The 23,799-nt window shown below is 31.0% G+C and carries 17 protein-coding genes and 3 pseudogenes; 19 read left to right on the forward strand and 1 reads right to left on the reverse strand.

Annotated features, from left to right (window positions below):
* Positions 1–88 precede the first annotated feature (88 nt).
* The 7 genes and pseudogenes from yqeK to AC3WTI_RS03385 all read left to right on the forward strand — a co-directional run bounded on the left by yqeK (position 89) and on the right by AC3WTI_RS03385 (position 6,833).
* A complete protein-coding gene (gene yqeK / locus AC3WTI_RS03355) occupies positions 89–697 on the forward strand; it encodes a bis(5'-nucleosyl)-tetraphosphatase (symmetrical) YqeK (protein ID WP_087956543.1) in 609 nt (202 codons plus the stop codon).
* 13 nt (positions 698–710) lie between these two features.
* Positions 711–1,385, forward strand: a pseudogene (locus AC3WTI_RS03360) (DUF3885 domain-containing protein).
* Entirely contained in the window at positions 1,385–2,122 is a 738-nt protein-coding gene (locus AC3WTI_RS03365) for a phosphorylase family protein (RefSeq protein WP_142305862.1), read from the forward strand. The pseudogene AC3WTI_RS03360 and the gene AC3WTI_RS03365 overlap by 1 nt, the downstream one beginning before the upstream one ends.
* 15 nt (positions 2,123–2,137) lie before the next feature.
* Entirely contained in the window at positions 2,138–2,773 is a 636-nt protein-coding gene (locus tag AC3WTI_RS03370; protein WP_097841025.1) for an SDR family oxidoreductase, read from the forward strand.
* Between the two features lie 89 nt (positions 2,774–2,862).
* Positions 2,863–3,711: a GNAT family N-acetyltransferase gene (locus AC3WTI_RS03375; RefSeq protein ID WP_097841026.1), complete on the forward strand. Its 849-nt coding sequence runs from the start codon at positions 2,863–2,865 to the stop codon at positions 3,709–3,711.
* A gap of 108 nt (positions 3,712–3,819) precedes the next feature.
* A complete protein-coding gene (locus AC3WTI_RS03380; protein WP_048529919.1) occupies positions 3,820–4,194 on the forward strand; it encodes a hypothetical protein in 375 nt (124 codons plus the stop codon).
* A gap of 206 nt (positions 4,195–4,400) precedes the next feature.
* Positions 4,401–6,833, forward strand: a complete 2,433-nt coding sequence (locus AC3WTI_RS03385) for a M4 family metallopeptidase (RefSeq protein WP_253621563.1) — start codon at positions 4,401–4,403, stop codon at positions 6,831–6,833.
* A 291-nt stretch (positions 6,834–7,124) separates the two neighbouring features.
* Here the strand turns inward: AC3WTI_RS03385 and AC3WTI_RS03390 are convergent, their stop codons facing one another.
* Positions 7,125–8,351 carry an AraC family transcriptional regulator gene (locus AC3WTI_RS03390; RefSeq protein WP_142286498.1) on the reverse strand — a complete coding sequence of 409 codons (1,227 nt, stop codon included), beginning with the start codon at positions 8,349–8,351 and terminating at the stop codon, positions 7,125–7,127.
* 567 nt (positions 8,352–8,918) lie between these two features.
* Between AC3WTI_RS03390 and AC3WTI_RS03395 the strand changes: the two genes are divergently transcribed.
* From AC3WTI_RS03395 to AC3WTI_RS03450, 12 genes and pseudogenes are all read left to right on the forward strand, one after another.
* The gene (locus tag AC3WTI_RS03395; protein WP_087956651.1) at positions 8,919–10,580 is read left to right on the forward strand and encodes a SpaA isopeptide-forming pilin-related protein; all 1,662 of its coding nucleotides are present in this window, start codon (positions 8,919–8,921) and stop codon (positions 10,578–10,580) included.
* Between the two features lie 91 nt (positions 10,581–10,671).
* Positions 10,672–11,475 carry a class C sortase gene (locus AC3WTI_RS03400; RefSeq protein ID WP_087956650.1) on the forward strand — a complete coding sequence of 268 codons (804 nt, stop codon included), beginning with the start codon at positions 10,672–10,674 and terminating at the stop codon, positions 11,473–11,475.
* A gap of 153 nt (positions 11,476–11,628) precedes the next feature.
* The gene (locus tag AC3WTI_RS03405) at positions 11,629–13,860 is read left to right on the forward strand and encodes a SpaA isopeptide-forming pilin-related protein (RefSeq protein ID WP_087956551.1); all 2,232 of its coding nucleotides are present in this window, start codon (positions 11,629–11,631) and stop codon (positions 13,858–13,860) included.
* Between the two features lie 184 nt (positions 13,861–14,044).
* Positions 14,045–14,608 (forward strand): annotated as a pseudogene (locus AC3WTI_RS03410) (class I SAM-dependent methyltransferase).
* A gap of 179 nt (positions 14,609–14,787) precedes the next feature.
* Positions 14,788–15,267 carry an SRPBCC family protein gene (locus AC3WTI_RS03415; protein ID WP_253621565.1) on the forward strand — a complete coding sequence of 160 codons (480 nt, stop codon included), beginning with the start codon at positions 14,788–14,790 and terminating at the stop codon, positions 15,265–15,267.
* Positions 15,268–15,346: 79 nt separating this feature from the next.
* Positions 15,347–18,517, forward strand: coding sequence for an ATP-binding cassette domain-containing protein (locus AC3WTI_RS03420; protein WP_492304301.1), 3,171 nt, complete (start codon positions 15,347–15,349; stop codon positions 18,515–18,517).
* Between the two features lie 425 nt (positions 18,518–18,942).
* Entirely contained in the window at positions 18,943–19,248 is a 306-nt protein-coding gene (locus AC3WTI_RS03425) for a PadR family transcriptional regulator (protein ID WP_309247731.1), read from the forward strand.
* Positions 19,245–19,757, forward strand: a complete 513-nt coding sequence (locus AC3WTI_RS03430; protein WP_142286495.1) for a DUF1700 domain-containing protein — start codon at positions 19,245–19,247, stop codon at positions 19,755–19,757. Before AC3WTI_RS03425 ends, AC3WTI_RS03430 begins: the two co-directional genes overlap by 4 nt.
* Complete coding sequence (locus tag AC3WTI_RS03435; protein WP_097841031.1) at positions 19,757–21,205, forward strand: serine hydrolase domain-containing protein; 1,449 nt, start codon at positions 19,757–19,759, stop codon at positions 21,203–21,205. Before AC3WTI_RS03430 ends, AC3WTI_RS03435 begins: the two co-directional genes overlap by 1 nt.
* 184 nt (positions 21,206–21,389) lie before the next feature.
* Positions 21,390–21,768, forward strand: a pseudogene (locus AC3WTI_RS03440) (MerR family transcriptional regulator); the annotation flags it as partial.
* 555 nt (positions 21,769–22,323) lie between these two features.
* Positions 22,324–23,256 (forward strand): class A beta-lactamase, encoded by a 933-nt coding sequence (bla, locus tag AC3WTI_RS03445; protein WP_087956557.1) that lies wholly within the window; start codon positions 22,324–22,326, stop codon positions 23,254–23,256.
* A 112-nt stretch (positions 23,257–23,368) separates the two neighbouring features.
* Positions 23,369–23,530, forward strand: coding sequence for a hypothetical protein (locus AC3WTI_RS03450; RefSeq protein WP_179861165.1), 162 nt, complete (start codon positions 23,369–23,371; stop codon positions 23,528–23,530).
* Positions 23,531–23,799 lie beyond the last annotated feature (269 nt).

Genomic DNA, 23,799 nt, shown 5'->3' on the forward strand with positions numbered 1-23,799 from the left:
AAGGGATTAAAATATTCTTAACGAATACAAATATAAAGGATATTTAAATACAACGTTATATTCAAAATTAGGGAGAAGGGGACATACGATGGTATATAAGGATATATATTCATTTACTCCAACTGGAAAAATTGAAAATGATATAAAAGCTTTTCTATTAAAATACAGTAAAGAAGTTACATATAAACATTCAATTCGGGTTGCAAATGAAGCTCGTAAAATTGCGGTTAAGTATCATGTAAATGAAGAAAAGGCAGCAATTGCAGGATATTTACATGATATTAGTGCAATCTTTCCGAATGAAGATCGGATTGTAGTTGCTGAAGAATTTGGAATAGGGATATTGGAAGAAGAACGGAAATTCCCAATGATTATTCATCAAAAACTTTCGAGAGTAATCGCTAAAGAGATATTTAAAGTGGATAATGAAGAAATTTTGAATGCAATTTGCTGCCATACTACACTACGTAAACATGCAACGAAAATGGATTTAGTGTTATTTGTTGCTGATAAAATAGAATGGGATCAAAATGGAGCACCACCACATTTAGCAGAAGTAAAAAAAGGATTAGAAAAATCTTTAGAACATGCTGCTTTTGCATATATTTCATATTTGTGGGAGAGAAAAGATAAGTTGAAAGTTTTACATCCTTGGTTAGAAGAATCATATTGGCAGTTAAAAGAAATTGTAGAGTAGAAAGGGTATAAGAATGCAATTAAAAGAATATATGAATCAAACATTTCCTGGGGTTACATTAGTACCACATATATACTTTCAGTGGGAAAATCGTTTGCATTTTCATTTTGGGAAAGGGAAAGACCCATTTGTCGAAAGAACCGATGATGTAAATATGGAATACTTCACTCAACTTTATACATATAATAAATACTTATTTGAAGATATATTTTCAAAAGAAGATGGAGTGTTTTTAGTAACAAATGTTTATCGATTTAAAAAGGAAAATGTGAAAAATCCGCAGAAAATAAATGTATACAATAGTTTTATTAAAAAGAGGGATTTAAATTTCAAGTTAAGACAAGAAACATTACCTTTTTTATTTGAAGACGAAGAAGCTGATTTATATTGTACATATCAATTTTCGTTAATATGTTTTGCTAGCGATATAAAGTATATGCCGCTTATTCAAGCTGCGAATCATGAAGATTTTCCGGGTCTTTAGCCTCGTTTTGGGCGCAAAAAAGAAATTTCTTATCCAGATGTGTTTCTTATAAATGTAACGAAAGATATTATCATGTTTATTTATGATGATAGAGGATGTGAAGTAATTACGAAGAATAAAGAAACAATACGAAATGTATATGAGAAATATAAAGAGTGGATTCCATATTATGAACGAGAGAGTATAGATAAAGTATTTACATGATAACAATAGGGGAAGTGAAGCGTGTTATGAAACGTATTGCAATCGTATCTGCATGGGAACCAGAACTCACGTATTTACATCAATATTATCCAAGTGAACGTATTGAAAAACGAGCAGCTTGGGAATTTCATTTTCATACTATAAATGATCTGGAAATTATTTCAGTTATAACTGGTGTTGGTAAGGTAAGCTGTGCTAGTTGTGTACAATTATTAATTAGCGAGTTTCAGCCTGATGAGTTGTTTATGACAGGGATATGCGGAAGCTTATCAAATAAGGTGAAAAATGGTCATATTGTAGTAGCTCTTAATGCAATACAACACGACGTTACTGCTGCGGGTTCGGGGGAAGATGTTTTTAATTTATATAATGGTAGAACAGCACCTATTGAAACAACAAAGTCACTTGTAAGAAGAATAAAAAAGGTCCGATCTTATGATCCGATTCATTTTGGTACATTTTTATCTGGAGATCAACGTATTCGTAGTTCGGAAATGAGATATTTACTTCATACTGTATATGGAGCATTGGCGGTTGATCAAGAAGTGGCGGCTTTTGCTTATGTATGCCAAATCAATAACAAGCCTTTTCTATGTTTAAAAGCTGCTTCAGATCAAGCGAATGATAAAACGAAAGAGGAACAAAAAATCTTTAAAATGTTAGCGTGTGAACGAGCGTGCGAGCATTTAATTGCTTTTTTACGTGTGTATGAGATTAATGTAGTAAATAATAGATAGTAAGAGGGGTTAATATTGGAAAGTACAAATAAAATAGCTATTCTGGGTGCAAACGGAAAAGCCGGGAGATTCCTTGTAAACGAAGCGTTAGAAAAAGGATATCAAGTAAAAATATTAACGAGAAACCCTAATAATATGACGATAACTAATAGAAATTTAGAGATTATTATTGGGGATGCACGTGATTTTTCTTCAATACGGGAATTACTTAAAGGTTGTCGAGCTGTAATTAATGCGGTAGGTCAACCCAAAAATGAATCTTATATTTTTAGCACAGTAACGAAGCATATTTTAGAAGCAATGAAAGAATTTGAAATAAAAAGATATATTGTAATTTCTGGAGGTTCTTTAAATGTTACAGGAGATCAAAAGGGAATTGTAAATAAGATAGGGGCTACCTTATTTAAAGTTTTTTTATCAAAAATGATGCAAAATAAATATAGAGAATTACAAATTATTCAAAGTAGTGAAGTAGATTGGACAATTGTTAGATTACCATTCGTTATAGAGGGAAATGGTAATGGAAATATAAAAGAGAGTTTAGTAGATATGCCAGGAATCAAAATACAAAATGGGGATATAGCACCATTTGTTATAAAACAAATTAATAGTAACAGATATGTAAGGAAGTGCCCGTTTATTTCAAATTAAATGTTAAAGAATGATGGGTAGAGTGGAACTAGTACATTTTACGTATTTGAATGTTAAGTTTAACACGAGTGAGTGGGGGATAATTTTATATGATTCAATACAAAAGATGCAGTGAAGTAAGTATAGATTTAGTATATGAAGCTTTTAAAGATGGATTTTCAGATTATATTATTAAAATGGAAGTTTCAAAAGAAGATTTTATAAAAAAGTTTTTGGGGCCAGAAGGGAATTCACTTAAACATTCCTTTCTTGCTTTAGACGGTAACAAATCTGTTGGTGTAATACTTGGCGGTATAAAGGATTACGAAAACATAAAAACAATGCGCTGTGGAACATTAGCGATTCATCCTAATTACCGTGGTATTGGTGTGAGTCAAAAGTTATTTGAACTACATAAAGAAGAGGCGGTTCAAAATGAGTGTAAGCAACTTTTTCTTGAAGTCATTGTAGGCAATGACCGAGCGATTCATTTTTATACGAAATTAGGCTATGAAAAAGTGTACGATCTATCTTATTATCATTTAAAAGATATGACTAAAATAATAAATAAAGAGTGTAAGGGAATTGAAGTAAAACAATTAGATTTTTCATCGTTTAAACTTGAAATTCAGAAATGGTTGCACTTCCATATAAATTGGCAAAATGATATGGATTATATCGAAAAATCAAATAATACATTTTACGGCGCATATGTCGATAATGATTTAAAAGGTTCAATATGTATGAATGAACAAGGTAAAATTAGTTTTCTTTTCGTAGACAAAGACTATAGAAATCGTGGTATTGGATCAAATTTATTACAAGTGGCAAGAGAAAACTTAAATGCATCAAGTTTATCAATTGGGTTTCCAAACAACAATTTACTAGAAGGATTTTTCAAGAAAACTGGATTTGAAAAGAATTCGTTAGCACAATATGAAATGTATGTATTGCTGTAAAAAGCGGAAGGAGTTATTCTTTCGCTTTTTATTTTTGTACTATATTGATATTTTACTTTGTATAATATTCTATTTTTTTGTAGAATAGATAGGATGGGAGGGGATGAAATGAATAATGGATTAAAAGTTAAGATTTTTGAATTGCATTGTTTCGTTCAAAAGACTTATTCTGATATTAAAATAGCATGTGATATTGCTATTTATCAAGAAAACACTTCTAAATATTTAATTTCATTAGGGTTTCTAAATAAATCATATATGACTTATTTAGAAGCAAAAAGATTTTATCGTGAAAATGAAGAACTCATAAGTGTAGAATTTGATAATTTCTTTCATACATATGATAAATTAGAACAGGAATTAAAACTAGTTATTTCAACTGAAGATAAAAATCCTTTATTACTACATAGTAGTTTTGATCAGTTTCAGCAGAAAGTTGAAAATATAAATGACCTAATAAAAGTATTGCAAAATGCTCGTTAATGAATATTTTTTCTTTTTATCTAGAAATTATGCATTAAAAATATATTAGGGGTTTTACATATTGAAGGGATGACTTTTGTTCGTTACAGAAGTCATTTTTTTATAATACGCTTTTGCGTAATGTGCTGTAATTTTTGTTTTTCTATTTTTGATAGGAATACATTTAAGCAGTTTCATATTTTAAGAAATTATACGAGGAAAATAACATGAATAATAAAAAAGAAATAGCTATAGTCGCCTTAACAACAGGATTGGCCTTAACAACTGTAACACCATATGGAGTAGGTTATGCAGAGGAAAAGAATGGAATGCAAATTGAAATTCAAGAGGATTCCTTCCGAACAGGTGAACTTACACAACCATCACAAAATACGCCAGAGAATGTAGTGAAAGATGCACTTATGGAAAAGACGGAGCACGCTTTGTCTCCAAAACAAGTGAGTGGAGACGAAGGGGTAGATTACGAAGTTGTTCAAAAACGTGGTTCTTATGATGGGACTACACTCGTGCGTATGCAACAAATATATGAAGGTATAGAAGTATACGGACACCAATTGACTGCTCATGTAGATAAAAAGGGTATTATTAAAAGTGTTTCAGGAGAAAGCGCACAAAATTTAGCTCAAGAAAATGTAAAGAATGTAAAAAATTTATCAAAAGAAGAAGCAATGCAATATATTTATACGAAATACGGAAAGGATGTTAAATTTATTTCTGAACCAGAAGTTAAGGAAGTTATTTTTGTTAATGAAAATAATGGGCAGGCCAGCAATGCATATCAAGTTACATTTGCTGCTGCAACACCAAACTATGTATCTGGAACTTATTTAGTGGATGCTCATAATGGGAATATGTTGAAAAATATGGTGCAAGAGTCAGATTTAAAAGTAAGTGAAGAGCATGTTGAAGCTATTAAGGAGAGTAAAAAAAGTAATTTTAAATCATTAACCGGCACTGGAAAAGATGATTTAGGAATAACTCGTACATTCGGTATTTCTGAACAAAGTAACGGGAAATATGCGCTTGCTGATTACACAAGGGGGCAAGGAATTGAGACGTACGATGTGAATTATAGAGATATTACTTTTGAAGATAAATATTATCCTGGTATATTAGCGACTAGCACATCAACAACATTTAATGATCCAAAAGCGGTAAGTGCTCATTACTTAGCAACAAACGTATATGATTTTTATAAAGGTAAATATAAGCGTAATAGTTTTGATAATAAGGGGAAAAAAGTAGTTTCAGTTGTGCATGCATGGGATTCTGGAGAAACAGATGATCCTAAAAATTGGGCAAATGCATTTAGTGCTAATATTAACAATGTTAGTATGCTTATATATGGTGATCCGATGGTTAGAGCGTTTGACATAGCGGGTCATGAATTTACACATGCGGTTACATCTAGCGAATCTAATCTTGAATTTTTCGGGGAATCTGGGGCAATTAATGAGGCATTATCTGATATTATGGGAACGGCTATTGAGAAATATATAAATAATGGGGAATTTAATTGGACAATAGGAGAACAAAGCGGATCAGTTCTCCGTAATATGAAAAATCCATCTTCAGTCAAATTTTTTAATGGAGTATCGTATCCAGATGATTATAGCAAATACAGTGATTTAAACGGAGAAGATAATGAGGGCGTCCATTTCAACTCAAGTATTATTAATAAAGTCGCTTATTTAATTGCACAAGGTGGAACTCATAACGGTGTAACTGTAAATGGTATTGGTGAAGATAAAATGTTTGATATTTTCTATTATGCAAATACTGATGAATTGAACATGACATCTAATTTCACTGAATTAAGATTAGCGTGTCTTAAAGTTGCAACGAACAAATATGGTGCGAATTCAATTGAGGTTGAAGCGGTCCAAAAAGCATTTGATGCAGCGAAAATTAAAGGAACCGTGAAAGAAAACGAAAAAACTGAGGCAAACCAAGTCCCAGAGTTAACAGTGCCGCCAACAATTACACTACGTGTCGGTGATAAATTTGACCCAATGAGCAATATAAAAGCTATTGATAAAGAAGATGGTGATCTTACTTCTAAAGTCAAAGTTAATGGTGAAATAAATACCTCTAAAGCTGGTACTTACGTATTAACGTACACAGTGACAGATTCTAAAGGACATGAAGTAACTGCTAAACAAACTGTAACGGTCAAAGTTAGAGAAGAAGTTAATAATGAAATACCAACACTAAAAGTACCTGCTACAACTACAATTAGTGAAGGAGATCAATTCAATCCAATGGCAAAAGTATCAGCTACTGATAAAGAAGACGGTGATCTTACTTCTAAAGTAGCATATGAAGGTATTGGAGATACTACTAAAGCTGGTACTTTTGAAATAATATATAGTGTTACAGATTCTGTAGGTAATAAGGTGCATGCAATACAAAAAGTATTAGTGAAGGATAAAGACACTAGCAAAGCTAAAGGTATTACTAATAACAGTAATAACGGTAATATCCAAAACAACAGTAATTCCGATAAAAAAGAATCTACATATAAAGAACTTCCAAATACGGGTGCAAGTACAACTAATAGTGCAACAATGGGCATATGGATGGTTATTACAGGTACCGTACTCGCATTGGTTCGCAAATTTAGAAAGATACAAAAATAATAGTAGGAATTATTTCTCACACAATAATTATTAGATGAATTTTTTACTTAATAAGATTTTAGTATTTAAGTGGTGTATTTTGCTTCTTTAAAACTTTGTGTTTGGACGCTATTTTGCCTACTGACCTACATTACATATAAAGCACGTTACTATTCTCATTCAAATAAAAGAATAGTAACGTGCTTTTTGATTTAAAAATAGCCTAAATTCAAAAGGTCATGAATGTGGAAGTAATTCTAATCTGCCATTGATAAGTTACTAAAAACACTTTGTTTTAATGAAAGTTTAACTCTATATGACAACATGAGATTTTCGGTATTTACCAGGTGTTTCGTTAGTGAATTTTTTAAAAATTTTAGTGAAATAGCTTTGATCACTAAAATTGAGAGAAGCACATATGTCTGATAAGGGATAGGTTGTGAAAGTTAATAATTTTTTTGCTTCTTCGATTCGTTCACGTTGAATGTACTCAATTAATGAAATACCGACTTCTTTTTTGAATAATATAGATAAATAATCTGAATTTACGTTTGCAAATTTAGCAAGTTGTTTAACAGATATTTGATTGTAAATATTTTCAAAAATATAGTTTTTGCAAATAGCGATAGTCTTTGAGTGTTTCTGTACTTTTTGTGCTTTTACACGGTCTGCAAAAGTACAGAAAACATTTCTTAATAAATCCCAAACAGATTCCGTGTTTTTTAAATCCTCTGTCTTTTGGATGTGTAGATCGTAAATCTTGTAAGCAATCCTGGAAGGAAGTCCTCCTTTTATAGCATATCTAGTAGCAAGTGTAATGGATGAAATGCAAATGTTTTTATGACGTCTTAATTGATGAAATGAAGATAAGGATGATAGAGTCTCTTGTTGGAATTCGTAATAATATTTGAGTACGCTTTCTTTATCCCCGTTTTCTATAGCTCCAAGTAGTTGCTGCTCTATATACAAATTATGACAGATAGATTCGTTTTTTTGCATTGAAATATATACATCCTCGTTTAAGATACTGCTATGACTTACATGAAAAGAGTCACTGTTATTTGAAAAGGTACTTACATCTGAATTTTTTTTATAGAGAATGTTATAGAACAATATTGCTATATTTACAAAGAAATTTTGATCTTTGACTGACAATGAAAAATAATGATCTCTTGTTCTTTTATAATTCGAAATAAAATTAAGGTTACTATCCGTTTTACTTGTAGAAAAATTCACATGTGTCAAGGGCCCAATAATAACAGTACCGTTCACCATATAATGACTCTTTATGGGAATTAAAATGAAGTGCCCTAAATATTGGTGAGTTCTGAAGATAGGCAAATTATATGAATCATTTTTTTGAAAAAGCACATGTAACTGTTCTATTTTTGATTTATAGAACGAATGTGAATCATCTTTTGATGTAAATTCTAAAAGAATATTTTTGTTACAATCTAAAAAACAAACTGGAATTTCAAAAGATTGGAAAAACATATTACAAATGTACTCTATCTCAACTAGACTGAGCTTTTTAGTCATATTATTCCTCCTTACAGTTGTGCGTAATAGTTGAATGTTTATATATTCCTTTTTTACAAGTAGAAACGGAAAAAATTTATCTATAAAAATTATAAACTTCTAAGAATAATACCATAATTTAACATGAATAGCACATATTATTTGAATATACAGGTATTAGTTTTAGGGAGTAACGTAAAATATGAATTGTCACACTTATTCGTTGTTCATTGCTTATACGCATTAAAAATGATTAAGATTGGATTTTAAATAGGGATAGGAAGGGAGAGATTAATGAATTGAAGTTAAGTAATAAATGAAAAAATAGCGATAGAAGTTAATGTGTAACGATTTTTGAAGTAGAGATATAAGTGTAATTCAGGGGAAAACTACATATATCATACGGAGAGACAACGTAATAATAGAAAATAAGAAGAGTGAATAAGTGATTGTATACAATGGATTGTTGGACGACTATGTTTTAGGTTCCTCGTTTAAATCTGGTACTTGGCACACTGTTACTTTTAAGAGGGTAATAGTAATAAAGAGATTTTTAAAATGATAGAAGTAGTAAAGGGGATAAGAGAAATGAAAAAAATATTTAGTGTGCTTTTAGTATTTTTCTTAACATTTTCTACATGGTCTAGTGTATTCGTAAAGGCAGCTTCACCATCCAAAGGTACTTTAACGATTCATAAATATGAACAAGAAAAAGATGGCACACTGGGGCTAGAAGGTGATGGATCTGCAAATCAAGAAGTACCAACAAATGCGAAACCGTTAAAAGGTGTAACGTTTGAAGTGAAAAGGGTTGCATCGTTTGAAAAAATTTCAAACGATGGGAAAATCGTGAAAGAAGATGTGAAGCCTGTAATGGGAGCAACTCCAACTCAAGTAGTAACAGATGATAATGGACAAGCTGTATTAAAAGATCTTCCGCTAGGACGTTATGAAGTGAAAGAAGTGGCAGGACCTCCGCATGTTAACCTAAATCCAAATACGTATACGGTGGATATTCCATTAACGAATAAAGAGGGTAAGGTGCTAAACTATGATGTTCATATGTATCCGAAAAATGAGATTAAACGTGGTGCAGTTGATTTAGTAAAGACTGGTGCAAATGAAAAAGCATTAGCAGGTGCAGTATTCTCTTTATTTAAAAAAGATGGTATAGAAGTGAAAAAAGAGTTAGTAACAGATGGTGATGGGCATATTCGTGTGCAAGGATTAGAGTATGGGGAATACTATTTCCAAGAGACAAAAGCGCCGAAAGGGTATGTAATAGATCCGACTAAACGCGAGTTTTTTATAAAGACCTCCGGAACTATTAACGAAGATGGAACGATTACTTCTGGTACAGTAGTTAAAGTAAAAGTGCAAAACTATGAAGAACCAAATATTGATAAAAAGATTAACGGTGTTTTGGAAGCGTTACCAATCAATCCGTTAACTAATTACAATTATGATATCAAAACATTAATTCCAGAAGACATTAAAGAATACAAAAAATATGTAGTAACAGATACTTTGGACAATAGTTTAATGATTCAAGGAAAACCAGTCGTGAAAATTGATGGAGCGGAAGTAAATGCAAGCATTGTAGAGGTAGCTGTAGAAGGCCAAAAAGTAACAGCTACAGTAAAAGATTTCACAAAGTTAGATGGTAAAAAAGAATTTCATTTACAAATTAAATCACAAGTAAAAGAAGGAGTACTATCTGGTTCGGAAATTTTAAATACAGCAAAAATTGATTTTATAAATAAAAATGATGTAATTGGAGAAAAGGAATCTAAACCTGTAGTTGTTGTTCCGACAACTGGAATTATCGAGTTAACAAAAATTGATGGTGCTGATAAGAAGAAATTAAAAGGTGCAGAGTTTGTACTTAAAGATAAAAATGGAAAAATAGTTGTCGTGGCAGGTAAAGAAGTCACAGGTGTATCAGATGAAAATGGTGTTATTAAATGGACTAACATTCCGTATGGAGACTATCAAATTTTTGAAACGAAAGCACCAATATATACAAAAGAAGATGGTACAACAGCTTCATATCAATTATTAAAGGACCCTATTGATGTAAAGATTAGCGAAAATAATCAAACGGTTAAATTATCGATAGAAAATAATAAAAATGGATGGATTCTTCCAGTAACGGGTGGTATTGGAACGACTCTTTTTACTGTACTAGGCCTTGCGTTAATGGTTACAGCGGCATTTGTTTTCTTTAGAAAAAAGTTTGCTAATAATTAAGGTTTTAGGAACATGTAACCAAGTGATGTAAAAGGGGAGAAGCAAAATGCTTCCCTCTTTTCAATATTTTAGTATATACAGAGGTGGAAATATGAAACGAAATCTTGTTTTAGGAGGTATTTTTTTATTTGGATTAGGTATTTTTTTATATCCTACTATTAGTAATTGGTTGGCGACTCGTGCACATTATTCTGAGATTAGCTCCTACGATAAGAAGATTAAAGCACTACAGAAGAAAGAAGTTGAACGTAGGGAAAAAGAAGCAGCCGAATATAATAAACAAGTTCAAACTTCCACGAAAACATTTGCAGATCCATTTTCTGAAGAAAAAAATAATCATCAAGCGTATGCCGATGCGTTAAATTTAGGTGATGTAATGGGGTATATTGAAATATCGAAAATTAATATAAAACTGCCAATCTATCAAGGGACCTCTGAGGAAGTATTGAGTCGTGGGGTAGGTCATTTAGATTATTCTTCACTTCCGGTAGGTGGAGAAAATACGCACACTATTTTAACAGGGCATCGTGGTTTACCATCAGCAAAATTATTTACAGATTTAGATAAGTTGAGTGAAGGAGATCTTTTTTATATTCATTCTTTAGACAAAGTTCTTGCTTATAAAGTAGATCAAATTAAAGTAGTGTTACCACACGAAACGGACAATTTGGAAATTGTGGAAAATAAAGATTATGTAACATTAATTACATGTACGCCTTATGGAGTAAATACAAAGAGATTACTGGTTCGAGGTGAGCGTGTGGAATTTAATGAGAAAGAAAAACAAAAAATGCGTAAAGAGATATTTATGTTTAATAAGTGGACCGTAGTAGTCTTAATCCTATTATTATTTGTGTTTCTAGTCGTAATTTATAAGAAAAAATTAACTCGATAGAATGAATTTATTTATCCTGTATTAAGGGGCAGTGGGACCGAAAATCCAGAGATAAGCAAAGAAGGTGTATAGAGGGTAAAGTAAATCCTCACTGAAAAAAGTTTCACTTTATTCGACTGTAGAAAAAATACGGTAAAGGTGGGAACAAAGGAATTGAGGTTACGATTAAAGTTGGTAAGTATTCATTTTATGGTTTTGTTAATGTTATGTGTAAGTTTTGTCGTATTTGCACCAAAAGAAGCATATGGATCCACGACTAACTTAGAAGGTCTAGGGGATATATCGCGTTATAATGCTGTTGTCTTCGGTAACCATAAAGCAGTAGGTGGCGACATTGAAGGAGCAATTGCAGTTCAAGGTGATATGGATGCATCTGGCTATACGATTGTAGGTGCAGCAGCGGGAACATCTAATATAGTTGGGGAAAAATGGGATGATGAGGGATATCCATCCTTGTTATTGTCTGGAAAATTTAAAAAATCAAGAGAGGAATCTTTTATCATTCAAAATGGAATAGTCGTAATGACAAAAGAGAGTGATCCAGATCGTATCATACAATCTTCTTATGATCGTATCGTTTATAAAGAAAAATTAGAAATTGACGCGAAATTTAATGAATTTCAAAACATAGTTAGCCAAGTCAGTAAAAATGCAGGTCAATATAAAACGAATACCCCAATTCCAAATATGAGTTATGGAATCGGAAAAGATATAAACAATCCTAATATTTATATTTCATCAGAATTGATAGGGAAAATCGATTTAGATATAAGAGATGTCTTTTTACCTAATGCTAAAGGAAAAGATTTTATTGTTATGTATTCGGATGCAATAGAGGTTACATTTAAAAATGGCTCTATTCTATATGATACGAACAATATTGGTAGGGCTACAGATATAATTCCAACATCACAACCCTATTCTCCTAATTCACCTTTCACTGAGTTATACGGGAAGGTGATTTGGGTATTTCCTAATGCAAAAAAGATCACAACAGAGGGGTATGGTGTCGTTGGGAGTGTGTTTGCTCCAAATGCTGTATTAAAAACAAAAGGCGGTTCGATTAATGGACAAGCATTTGTCGGTGAGGTACAACAAACTGGTGGATTTGAATTTCACAATTTCAAATTTAACTGGCAACATTGGAACAAGCCTAGTGCAGGAAAAGTAAAGATAAAAAAAGTAGATAGTAATAATGATAATAAAGAATTGATGGGGGCAAAGTTTCATATTGAAGATTCAAATAAAAAAGTAGTTGGTGAGTTAGTAACAGATGAAAAAGGAGAAGCGATATCAAAAGAATTACCAATAGGTAACTATACTCTAGTGGAAACAGAAGCGCCTAAAGGTTACGAATTATTAAAAGACAAAATAGCTGTAAAAGTAGAAAAAGATGCAGTGGTAGAAATTAAAATAGGAAATAAGAAATCAACAGATCCGATTGGGAAAATGAAGATAGTGAAAGTAGATACGGGAGATAAAAGTAAAAAGCTAGCAGGAGCAAAGTTTAAAATTGAAGATTCAAAAGGAAAAGTAGTTGGAGATCTAGTAACAAATGAAGAAGGAGAAGCGATATCAAAAGAATTGCCAATAGGTAACTATATCCTAGTGGAAGTAGAAGCGCCTAAAGGTTACGAATTATTAAAAGATAAAATAGCTGTAAAAATAGAAAAAGATGTAGTAGAAATTAAAATAGGGAATAAGAAATTACCAGATCCAATGGGTAAAATGAAGTTAGTAAAAGTAGATACGAGCGATAAAAATAAAAAGCTAGCAGGGGCAAAGTTTCATATTGAAGATTCAAATAAAAAAGTAGTTGGTGAGTTAGTAACAAATGAAGAAGGAGAAGCGATATCAAAAGAATTGCCAATAGGTAACTATACTCTAGTGGAAGTAGAAGCACCTAAAGGTTATGAATTATTAAAAGATAAAATAGCTGTAAAAATAGAAAAAGATACAGTAGTAGAAATTAAAATAGGGAATAAGAAATTACCAGATCCGACTGGGCAATTTGAAATTGAGAAAGTTGATGATAAGGATATTAATTTAAAACTAAAAGGTGCTGTATTTCAAGTCTTAGATAAAGAAGGTAAAGAAGTTACTAGATTAACAACGGATGAAAAAGGAAAGGTAATTTCCAACCAATTAACAATTGGAAAGTATATGATTAAAGAAATAAAAGCACCGAACGGATACATGTTACTTAGAGATCCAATAGAAATAGAAATTACAGAAACAGTAAAGACACAAAAAATAACAGTGAAAAATGCGAAGAATAACTGGGTAATTCCTAGTACTGGTGGGAGGGGAACAACAATTTTTTACGTGATTGGTATTATGCTAATGTTTGGTGTGCTATATTTCTGTAAGAAAAATCGTATATAAATAGTATGAAAATAATTGTATATTATGAAATAATTTTATAATGTTAGACAGATCGTTGCATTAGAGAGTTTTTAGGGCATGAGTTCGGTATTGTACTGGACTCATGTTACTAAATTTGTTGAAGGAGGAAGAATAATAGTAAATATAGAATATATTAATGAATTAATATATTTAAGAGGTGAAAATGGTGGTAATAAAACAAGACGAAATTAAAGTAGTAGTCGGAGCTGGAGCGTTTAATAATAATCCAGGTTGGATTCAAACGCAGGAAGATAAACTTAATTTACTAGATAAAACTACGTGGAAAGAAAGATTTAAATACAATTCAATTTCAGCTATTTTTGCTGAGCATGTATGGGAACACCTTAATTTTGAAGAAGGTGTAAGAGCAGCTGAAATTTGTTATGAATTTTTAAAACCATCTGGCCATATTCGGTGCGGAGTCCCTGATGCATTCTTTTAGGATGAGGCATATCAAAATATAGTTCAAATAGGGGGCCTCGGTCCGAAAAATCATCCAGCAGCAAGTCATAAAATTGTTCATAATTATAAAACATTAACAAAAATGTTTGAAACTGCTGGGTTTGAGGTAGTTTTACTTGAATATTGTGATGAAAATGGTCAGTTTTATTATAATCAATGGGATGCAATCGACGGTGTTATTTTCCGTTCGTAAAGGTATGATTCTAGAAATAAAGGCGATAAACTTGGTTTTCCATCGCTAATTGTCGATGCGATTAAGCGGTAAGTCATTCAATAAAAGCAGGAATTAATTCTACAATTTTATGAGTCGCATTTGCGACTTTTTTTATTGGTATGTAATATGGAAGAGGCTATTTATGATAATTTAAAGATTTATTTTATATATAAAATCGGTTAAAATAAAAGAAGAACATATATTCTGTTTGAAGGCAGGAGGCAATATTTATGATAGCTGAAATTCAAAAAATAACCGATGGATATATTGTAAAATTTGAACGTCAATTTCCATATACAAAAGAGGAAGTTTGGTCTGTTTTAACAGAAAACAGTAAGCTGAAAAAATGGATGTCTAATTTACAAATCGAAAGCCTTAAAACGGGTGGAATTATAAAGTTCGATATGATGGACGGTTCATTTATAAATATTGATATTTTAGAGTGTCAAGTAAACGCAGTGCTTGAATTTACTTGGGATAAGGACCGGGTACGATTTGAAATACATAAAGAGGAAAATGGTACTCTTTTACTTCTTAAAGAATACATTCATGAGTTTACTGATCATACACCGAAAGATATAGCAGGTTGGCATATTTGCTTAGAGATTTTTTCTTACGTTCTAGAAGGAGAAGAGAAAGAATTTTCTAAAGATGAATGGCAACAATGGTTTGAAATATATAAGGATAAGGTTATTGAAGCGAGAGGATAATTGCATAAGAAGTTGTATTTATTGTGTAATTATTATATTTTAAAAATGGTTTTAATGAAAAATAAGAATAGAGGTCAATATGAAAGTAAATCAATTAATTGCTAATAACATTAATAAATTAGATACAGTTATTCCATTTAATAAGTCGTTTGGAATCGCTGGTTTATCAGGATCAGGTAAAACAACTTTTTGTCAAACGATTGGCGAAGAATCAAAAAAACGATTGGTTTCTTTATTACCAAAGGCTGAATATCAATATTTATTTCCTAATATCATGGAAACGAATTTTAGTGCAATTAAGATGGAAGATATGCCTTTAGTACTTTTTCTAGGGAAATCATCGATTTCTTCCAACCCACGTTCAACGATCGGTACTCATACTGGTGTGTTTACTGAAGTTCGCGAAAAACTTGCCGAAGTATTTCATCTTTCCCCTGAGGTTTTTTCGTTTAATAATCAGTTAGGTTGGTGTACTGGTTGTAAAGGCCGAGGTACTACTAAAAATATTGAGTGTAAAAAATGTAAAGGAAAACGTTATAGTGAAGAAATCGAACAATATACTATAGATTTATTTGCTACACCACATACAATTTCAAATATAAATGATTTAAGTGTTGAGTCTATTCTTTCGTTAGCAGAAGTGTTAAATATTAGTGAAGCAAAACAACATATACTGCAAAATATAATTAATATGAACATTGGTTATTTAACATTAAATCGAATTATGGGTACGTTGTCAGGTGGAGAGTTAACACGACTTTATTTGGCTGAATTTATGGCAGTAAGTGAAAATGCTGTCATTATTATTGATGAGATTTCAGTTGGACTTGATCATGAAACATTATTACAAATATTAGAAGAAATCAAACAGTTAGGGTGTAAAAATCAAATTTGGCTCATTGATCATTCAGATACGGTACTTGATACAACAGATGAGCAATTGTTCTTTGGACCTGGTAGCGGAAAATATGGTGGACAAATTGTGAAAGAATCACCAAGACCAAAACCAATACTGTCGGATTTAAATAAGGAAGTACCAACAGAATATTATACATTCCAAGAATTATATTGCCGTAATATCCAAATGGCGGAGTTTGAAATTCCTAAAAATAGGCTTGTGACGGTTACAGGAGAATCTGGATGCGGGAAATCTACACTTGTTAACGAATGTTTAGCTACAGATTTCATGAAACGATATCCAAAAGATAAATTAGTTATGGTAGGGCAAGATCGAAATCAATCCATTACAAGTCGTTCAACTGTAGCCACTTTCCTAGATATTAAAAAGAAGTTAACAAAGTATAGCGAAGAAATTGATGATATTTTTGAGCGTTCGATTGAGGATATAATAGATGAACTTCCAAATGAAGATATTGCGTATAAACGCTTGAGTCTACTCATTAAATTAGGACTTGGTTATTTAACGTTAGAACGAAAAACACAAACATTATCAACAGGTGAGTTTCAATGTGTTCATTTAGTTTCGGAGTTATTTGCAAACACTAGAAATCCACATACATTATTTATTTTTGATGAGCCTTCAAAAGGGTTATCACAAAATATTTTAAATCAATTTATTGATAGTGTTAGAGAGATATTGCAAGATGAATCAGTCTCTATCATTATGATTGAACATAATAGTTACATGTTAGAAAGCTCTGATTATATTGTAGATTTCGGGAAAAGACAGCTTGAAGCTATAAATCATCTTGATGTAGTAAGTCATGAAGATTATTATCGTCAAAAAAGCAGTGTGAATCATGCTGAGCAAATTCATATTTCTTCAGCGCTTAAGCAGAAGGAAGGCGTCCGCTATTTAGAAGAAAATCATATTAACTATTTTAAAAATGCCGAAAATATTTATAAGGGTGGTATTTTAAAAAGTTTATCATCAATGGCGCGATTAATTTATGGTGAATATGAATCGAATACAATTGCACCTGTTGTTGCTATTGATCTTGAAAGACATTTATATAGTCAATATAGTTTCTTATATGAGATTGGTGGACTAATTAATCATATTGTAGCTGCTCATCCAACTAATAAAGATACGAGAAGTTTTGATTTCTATTCCCAGGACAATCACTGTCCATCTTGTTCTGGACGTCTTCAAATTGAAGTTTTCGATAAAGATATTACAATTCAAGATAAAAACGTTCCATTTTGGGATGGCTTATTCAATCCGGAAATCATGAAAGTATTAAAATTTTATCAATATGAAAAAATAGAATTTTTATTTGAAGAAATTAAAAATGAGCTTGGTCACGATTTATCAATGAGCTATAACGATATGTCAGAAGAAGAAAAGCATACGTTTTGGTACGGATATTTTGAAAAATCATTTTATGATAAAAAAGGAAAGACACGTAGAACATGGGTAGGATTTAATACAATTATTGGTGGATATATTGTTATTTCAAAAGCAGCTATTAAAGAAGAAATTAAGTCTTCTAAAGAAATGATGACATGTCCAATTTGTGAGGGAACGGTATTAAATCATCATAAACCGCTTAAATTTGGTAACTTCGATATTCGTGAAATTATCAATCAACCAGTTGATGATGTATTGAAAGTAGTCGGTGATTTACCTGCACTTCATAAATTAAAGTCTATAGTTGGTGGCGATATGAGATTGACAGAAGATGTTTCTTTATTGCCAAGAAAAGCACAAGTTGCACTGAAAATGTTTGAATTAGAACAGGCAAGCTTTTCAAACTATGAAATGGTGTTACAAAATGTCTTACCATTTTGGGATGAAATAAAAAGAAATATTGAATCCATTAGTGTTAATAATCAAGTAACTGTTTGTGATTTCCCTAATGTATATGAAACGAGAGAAAACATTATAGATAAGTATTTCACAAATGGTAAATATAAAAAACTTACGTATGTATACGAAGCATTTGGATACAAAAAGTTAGTTACCCAAATTAATAAAATTAAAAAAAGTAATCCATGTTCATTTTGTAAAGGAAAGAAAGTTATAACAGAAGATAATCTACATGATGGTGTGTTTAAACTAACAATTCCATGTGTAACCTGTAATGCAACTGGTATTAATGACGAAGGACTAAAAGAAGTTGTTGATGGCGTGGATGTACAAACATGGTTAACTGGAAAAGTTAGTGATATTGTGGATGAAAGCTTATTAACAGAAGTTGTTTCGCAAATACCAATTTTTAATCGCATTCGCGAATTGGATAAGCGGGATATGATGGCGGTTTATGAATGTTTGGAGAGTAATCAGTAAAGTTTTATTAGTTTATGTGTTATTAACATAACTTATATAAAACATATATTCTTTATAATGTTCATAATAAGGCATTATGAGTATTACAGAGTAATGAAAGAAAATCCAATTTCTTAATGTGAAAATTAAGAAATTGGATTTTTTAGTACTTTATGTCCTGTATAATGTATTTCAACTAAGATGAATATACGGAAGGGATATAAGAAATAAATAGGATGAACAGTTAATTTATTATGTAATTATTATATTGTAAAAATAATTATTAAGTGTGAAAACAGTTTATAAGTGATGTTATTGCTAATTTAATATCTTCGTTATTTTGTCTGATTATTTAAATTTAACAGAAATATATACTTGAATGAAGTATATATTTCTGTTAAATTTATCCTATGGATAGAACAAGTTTAATTAAAGGTCATTTAGAAATGTGTGTATTATCTATTTTGTCGAAAAAGAAAAGTTATGGTTATGAGATTATGAAAGAACTTGAAGTAAACAATTTAAAATTGAAAGGAGTAGGAAGTATTTACCCTATTTTAACTAAGTTGAAAAATCAAGAGTGGGTTAATACTTATCAAGTAGTAACAGACAGTGGTAAAGTTAGGATTTATTATGAAATTAATGAAAGCGGGAAAATACGTCTTGAGAATAAGATTAATGAGTGGTTAGAATTGCAATTGGATATTCAAACATTACTAAAAAGCGGTTTGAAAGGAGACCTTCTGAAATGAGGAATAGATTACTAGGTAAAGAAAAACAATTTTTAACAGACGTACTTAAGGAATTAAAGCAATACAATATTAGTTTAGAAGAAAGGGAAAATATTAAGCGGCAAATATTAGAACATATTCAAGAATGTCGTGAACATGGTGAAGATAGTATAGATGATTTAGGTACACCTCAATTATTTGTTCAAGATTATTTAGAAATAAATGAGATTGATTTACAAGTTAAAAGGAAGCAATTGAAAAATGAAAAGGGGAAATTAAACAAATCTATCTTACGCGGCATATTCATCGCAGTTATTACTTACCTCATCTCGCAAACTACATTTACAATATTTTTAACTAAATCATTAAATCCAACTAATAGTAAAAATACATTTCAGTATAATCTTTTATATCGTATTTCAGAAAATCAATGGTGGAATTCATTATTAATAATGATTAGTTTTATGCTCTCTGTATTAGTATTTATTAGTTTAGTAAGTTATAAAAAAAGAAAGCTCTCTAAAGCATAATGAAGAATACAATCTATAAAATGTCTCTAATTTATATTCTTTGTAATGTATTAATGTTATGTATTACAGATCCAAAAGTTTACGCTCAGCAAAATATTAAAATTGCATTGGATAAGTATATTGAAAAATTTATAAAAGAGCAGAACATTCCAGGAGCTTCTGTTGCAATTGTACATAAAAAAGATGTATTTTTCACAAAAACGATAGGAATTACTGGAGAATCTGAAAAAAAGGTAAATAGTAAAACCCCATTTGCAATCGGCTCAATAAGTAAATCTTTAACAGCTTTAGCTATAGTAAAATTAATAGAAGATAAAAAATTAAAATTAGAGGATCCAGTTCAACGATACCTTCCCTGGTTTAAACTAAAAGATTCTCAAATATCCTCAACTATAACAATCCAACATCTACTAACTCATACAAGCGGAATCGGTACATATGAGGGCTTAGCATTATCAGATAAGCAATCCAAAAATTCTACAGCTTTAAAAGAAAATGTAATGAAACTTTCAAATGTAAAATTAACTGCTCCACCAGGTGAAAAATATCAATATAGTAATGCGAATTATATTGTATTAGGTGCAATTATTGAAGGAGTCACAAATGAAACATATTCATCATATATGGAAAAGCATATTTTTCAGCCATTAAATATGAATGGCGCGGCAGCAAGTAAAGAAACTGCATATGAAAAGGGTTATTTAACAGGTTATCAGTCTTGGTTTGGCATACCAAGAAAAAGTGTAGTGTCCTATGATAATGCAGGGGCACCTTATGGCTATATTACTGCAAGTTTAGAAGATATGATTCAATTTCTTGTGTTTTTGAATTATAAAGAGCACAAATTTTTAAAGAAAGAAAACATAGCTCTTTATCTATCATCACTTTATAGAATTAATTCAGAAAAAAGTTATGGTTTTGGGTTAAGAACAACAAATATAAATGAAGGTGAAAAGATGATTTGGCATTCAGGATCAACTCCCGATGCTCGTGCAGAAATGTTTACTTTAAATCATAGTGGCTGGAGTGGTGTGATTTTAACGAATAAAAATCATGTATTAGAAGAGCAAACATTATCAGTGCTGAAAAATGGGATTATTAGTATTTTGAATGGAAAAGAACCAATTGATCCACCTAAAAACATACCATTTACACAAATTGCTATGTCTTTAGTTATACTCGTACTTTTCATTTCACCAATTATGTTTGTTAAAACGTATAGGCATAAGAAAAATATTAAAAAACTAACTTGGTTTTTCGTAGGAAATCTATTTCTACTATTATCTATTATTTTCATCCCGATTCTTACTTATAGTACAAGCTCACCATGGCGAACAATTAAAATATTTGCGGCAGATGTAGCCTTTCTTACAAGTATTATAGTAACTTTATTAGTCGTGAACGGACTAATATCAATATTTATAGCCTTAAGACGGAAGAGAGTATAAGGGGAAATAATTAAAGAAATATAATTCAAGTGTTATAAACAGTTGACTCTCACACGATGTCATTGTTTAGGATAAAGTTGAGCTAGGAAGTAGAGGTATTTAATGGGAGGCAAATATATTTAAAATAGGGGACTTTTCAAAACTATCTTCCATTAGTATTTGTATGTTGTGACACTACGATAAAGTGGAATTATTACAACCAGTAAAAGTTGATGAACAAAGTGGATATTGATACTATTCAGGCCCGATTAAAGAAAGTAAATCAAATTCAAACGTTAAAAGATATGGGGTTCAATATTTCTACTATTAAAGAAATAGTGGAGAGCGATAATATTGAAATAATAAAATCACAATTTGAAAATCGTAGTGCTCAAATCAAGGATAAAATAAATGACCTACAAAAACAATTATGTCTTCTCGAGGCCCCAATGAAAACGATAAGATAGGATGTTGTTGAGATGAACTATCATGTTTCATTAAAAGAAATTCCAAATAGAAATGTAGCTAGTGTTAGAAAGATTATTCCATTTAATAATGGTAAAGGAGATTTATGGGGTACCGTCACATGCCCATCAACTAAAGAAAAGTAAATATCCCCAAAACAAAAAAATGAGCTCATATCTCAAAAAAAACTAATTGTAGAAAAAGAAAATTTTCATTTAGGGGGTACTTCAAAACCTTAGCTTGATGGCGATGTATGGTGGATTGAAAAAACTCTATCTATATACAAGCCTTTATAATATAAAGAATAAAAATATGGTTCGAAATGAGAAATGGAAGCTATCATAGTTGTTATTTTTCATTTTTTGTTTTTGGTTAACAACTTTTTTGTTGATTGAAAATATTTTTAAATGTATGGAACAAACTTGTTACTTAGATTGTCTATTAAGTATACGTATAAAACTGGTGTTTAAATTGGATACAATGTATTGAATTTAATATTTGTTTTTAGTAGTAAAAGTTTGAAAGGAATGATGATTTTGAAAACAACATGATAGTTTGCTTATTTTATAATAAGAGAAGTGTGAGAGTAGTGTTATCCCATCCACTCTTTAATTGCATCGGTATTTAAAATACCTAGACAAAATCTATATTTTCTTGAAAGAGGTTGAAACTTTATGATAGTTTTAAATAAGTTTTTTAACATTTCACATTATAAAAAAAATATACCTGTATTATTGCTTTTAAGTGTAACGCTTATAGGCTGTTCCAATAATACTACTCAATCTGAACCACCCAAACAAACCAAACAAGAAAATACAGTTAACCATCCTTTTTCTAAACTTGAAAAAGAGTTTGATGCTAAGCTTGGTATTTATGCATTGGACACTGGTACGAATCAAACTGTTACTTATCGATCAGATGAACGGTTTGCATACGCATCTACCCACAAAGCTCTAGCTGTGGGAGTACTTTTACAAAAGAAATCAATAGAAGATCTAAATCAAAGAATTTTGTATACTCGTGAAGATCTTGTTAATTACAATCCAATTACAGAAAAGTATGTTGATACAGGTATGACTTTGAAAGAACTTGCAGATGCTTCCCTTCGATATAGTGATAATACTGCACAAAATCTTATTCTTAAACAATTAGGTGGGCCTAGTGAATTCAAAAAATCACTGAGAGAAATAGGAGATACTGTTACAAATCCTGAACGTTTTGAACCAGAATTAAACGAAGTGCATCCAGGAGACACTCATGATACTAGTACCCCAAAGGCATTAGCCACTAGTCTTCAGGCTTTCGGTCTAGGAGATGTACTTTCAACTGACAAACGGGATTTATTAATAGATTGGATGAAAAGGAATACTACGGGAGACAACTTAATTCGTGCCGGAGTTCCAGGAGGGTGGGAAGTAGCTGATAAGACTGGCTCAGGATCTTATGGAACCCGAAATGATATCGCAATTATTTGGCCACCAAATAAAAAGCCAATTGTTCTTGCGATACTTTCTAATCATGATAAAGAGGATGCTAACTACGATGATAAACTTATTGCAGAAGCAACTAAAATAGTGTTAGATGCTTTAAAAGCTACGAATAAATAACAATAGTGGGTTCACCATACATGCCCATCAACTTAAGAAATTTTAGTACCTCAAGTACCAAAAAACGTTATCCTTTCTAAATAAGCTAGATTAGAAAGGATGACGTTTTTTGATGAGTCTCTCGATTCAAGATGAGCTACAAACATTTACAGAGGAATTACAACGATATGGGATACCTATTTCATTATTTATGAATGTGATATTAAAAGAAGTAGCAGACCTAATAGTGAACACTTCAAGAGTTGCTATATATCCTTATGACAAAATGCTGTAGAAAGCTTAAGAATTCTTAAGAACTTTTCCCACCTTTTTTTAAGATTTGGACACTAGTGTATAATTATGAATTCAAACCTGTGGGTGGATTAAGTATGAAAAAAATTCATTTTCTTATTTTTGTATATAATGAACTAGGAATCAGTTGGTACAGCCCTTCCAATTTCAAGGTTTATTGGATTCAAAATAATTTAAGGAATTAATTTGAAGAAAATAAGATAGAAATGTTTCAACTGTTTATGTCTTTAGCTGTTCAATACGAGAAAAAAT

The organism is Bacillus sp. EB106-02-03-XG38, from assembly GCF_058792175.1.